The organism is Microcoleus sp. T3_D1 (assembly GCF_036700405.1).
Taxonomy (GTDB): domain Bacteria; phylum Cyanobacteriota; class Cyanobacteriia; order Cyanobacteriales; family Microcoleaceae; genus Microcoleus.
In genome coordinates this window covers 101302-104303 of sequence record NZ_JAUBOV010000011.1, presented here as the reverse complement: position 1 = coordinate 104303, position 3002 = coordinate 101302, and the positions used below count along the sequence as shown (strand labels likewise).

Genomic DNA, 3002 nt, shown 5'->3' with positions numbered 1-3002 from the left:
ATTCGATCGGCTCATAGGATTCGATCGGCTCATAGGATTCGATCGGCTCATAGGATTCGATCGGCTCATAGGATTCGATCGGCTCATAGGATTCGCCCATCACATCGCTGGGTTCCTCCATCGGATCAAAACCATCAGTTTGGTCGATCGAACTCTCGCCGTAAATTTGAGCCTCATCATCCTCAGAAAATACAGGCTCAACTACCGACCTTTCTGGATAATAATCCCGTTCCTGTGCATTTTGTGCAGGCGCCGTCGGTTCAAATTCAAATTCGAGCTGCTCGAAAGGCGGCTTGTTCGGGGCCGCTCCGGGGAGAGTCACCGAAACGATCGCATTCTTAGGATTTTTCACGCTGCGATCCGTAAGCACCAAAGGAGAAACCCCCATCAGGGCATAAACATCCTGCTCCTCCGCCGTCATTTCCACCGAAATCACCTCTGGAGGCTCCACCATCGGCTTCATCAACTCAGACTTAGCGGGACGCACGCGATCGAAATCCTCGCGCCTGCCCACAGTCGCCATATTCACCAGCCCGAAGCCCTCCGACGCGGCCCGGATACCGGGGGGTGCGAGATACTCAGAGCGCGTATCCGCGACGGGCGCGCTCGAAGTATTCGGCAGCCGCAACTTGCTGCGTACAGGTTCCTCCTCCGCCGGGAGAGCAAAAGGCTCTTCGCCAATCCGGCGGCGGCGGCGCCGTCTAGTTCCGTTCCCCAAATCCTGATAGCTAGGATGATTGAGTAAGTCCAAAGGCGATGCGTTACTGCCGGTCTCAAAATCCAAACTTTCGCTCTGACTCGGAGGTTCCCAAGCAGCCCGAGCAGGTTCGGGGGGGCGTTCTTCCCGCACTGGTGCAGGAGTTGCAGCCGCCACAGGCGTCAAGCTGCGGCGTTCCAATCCTTCGGGCAAATTCAACAAAACGCGGTTCGATGTAGCAACAGTGCGATCGGCCGATTCCCGCACCGCTGCGGCGAAGTCTTCTTCCCCTGGCAAGCGCACCAGATGACCCAACCCGCTGCAAGTAGGACAACTGTGGCCGAACAACTCGTAAATATTTTGACCTTGGCGCTTGCGAGTGAGTTCTACCAGTCCCAATTCCGACAGTTGAGCGATTTGCGGCCGAGCTTTGTCAGCTTTGAGAGCTTTATTGAAATGTTCCAGCACCTGCAACTGATCGCGGCGGGATTCCATGTCAATAAAGTCAACAATAATCACCCCGGCAATATTGCGTAACCGCAGTTGTCTAGCAATTTCCGTGGCTGCTTCGCAATTTGTCCAGAGTACCGTTTCCCTAGCCGTCGCCGATCGAGTAAACGAGCCAGAGTTGACATCTATCACCGTCAGCGCCTCAGTCGGCTCGATAATCACATAACCACCCGAAGGCAAATCAACCCTTGGTCTGAGGGCTTCTCGAATCGCAGCGTTAACCCGGAAAAATTCTAAAATCGAGGCGCGCTCTCGGTGGTGGTCGATCAAAACTCCCGCAGGAAGTTTACCACCGTTCCAGCTCATCAACTGCTGCTTCACCCGCTTAATTCCATTTTGCGAGTCCACCACAATCCGATTCACGTCACCGCTGAACATATCTCGCAGCACCCGCTGGATAAAATCGTCATCCCGGTTGAGCAGTGCCGGCGCCCGCGAAGTACCGCCTTCAAGTTGAACGGCTTCCCACTGTTTTTGCAGGACTTCCAAATCTTCCATGATCGCTTCTTCAGTCATCCCTTCAGCTTCGGTGCGTACCAGCAGCCCCATCCCGGCCGGTTTCACCAAAATAGCCAGGGCTCTGAGGCGGTTGCGCTCGGCTTCCGACTTAATCCGCCGCGAGAGATTGACTCCCCTGCCGTAGGGCATCAGTACCAAATAGCGGCCTGGCAGGGTAATGTTGCCTGTCAGCCGGGGGCCTTTGCTGCCCGTCGGTTCTTTCATTACCTGTACCACCACTTTCTGCTGGGGGGTCAGGAGTTCTGTAATTGCTCCTGCCGAGCGTTTAAGGCGCAGCGGGCCGAGGTCTGTGACGTGCATAAACCCGTTACGTTCTGGATCGCCAATATTGACGAACGCCGCATCTATCCCAGGGAGTACATTTTCAACAATTCCCAAGTAAATGTCACTGACTTGGTGGCTGCCTGTGGCTACCACAAGTTCTTGGATTTGATCTTCTGAAAAGACGGCAGCAATGCGATGCTGCTCTGCTATAACTATCTGCTTTGTCATTCAATTTCCTCAAAAAACTGGCAGCAAGTTAGAGACACTTACGCACTCATAGTGCCTCTGACTTAGACTGTAATTAGTAGTAGCTTGAAGAGTTATTAGCTGTGAGTTGGTGCAGGGTGGAAGGAAAGTTAACTGTTGACCGTTCACTGTTAACTGTTGACTATTCACTGTTAACTGTTACAGATAAAGTAGTTAAACCCGCCCGTACAGAGTTATGAGTTATGCTCAGCAGATAAATCTGAGAGATAGAAATAAGGAGGCTTTTATCGAGTTAGCAATATTGAGATTTGAGTTGAGAATTGCGACATCAATACTCAAAATTCAACACTTACAACTCTTCCTTTGAACGAGCGCGAATAAATTCATTGACACCGTACCAATTTCTTAACACACAACTTAACACTACGAACTGATAACTCCGCTTGCGTGGTGGTAGAGGGCTGGTTTTGAGCGAAAGTAGGTAGGAGTGAAAGCGTAAGGACTTTTGTTGAATTCTTGCGCGATCGCACTCAACATACCCCAGCTTGGCATTCGACTGCAACCTCCGCCCCTGCCAACCCTAAAACCTCGTCAGTCGATTTTAGATTTTAGATTTTAGATTTTAGATTTACTCCACAGATGAATCTGGGAGATTGAAATTTAGTCTAAAATCTAAAATTTGGATTTTCCACGAATTAAGTCGGGGGCTTATCTCCGTTTTTTGACGGGTCAGTCGATTTTAGATTTTAGATTTTAGATTTTAGATTTACTCCACAGATGAATCTGGGAGATTGAAATTTAGTCT

The 3002-nt window shown here is 50.7% G+C and carries 2 protein-coding genes; both read right to left on the bottom strand.

Annotated features, from left to right (window positions below; translation table 11 throughout):
* Positions 1-2218, bottom strand: a 2218-nt coding sequence (locus QT992_RS08015; protein WP_333376789.1) for an Rne/Rng family ribonuclease, incomplete at its 3' end; no start/stop codon positions are given.
* 402 nt (positions 2219-2620) lie between these two features.
* Positions 2621-2749 (bottom strand): hypothetical protein, encoded by a 129-nt coding sequence (locus tag QT992_RS08010; protein ID WP_333102987.1) that lies wholly within the window; start codon positions 2747-2749, stop codon positions 2621-2623.
* Positions 2750-3002: the final 253 nt, after the last annotated feature.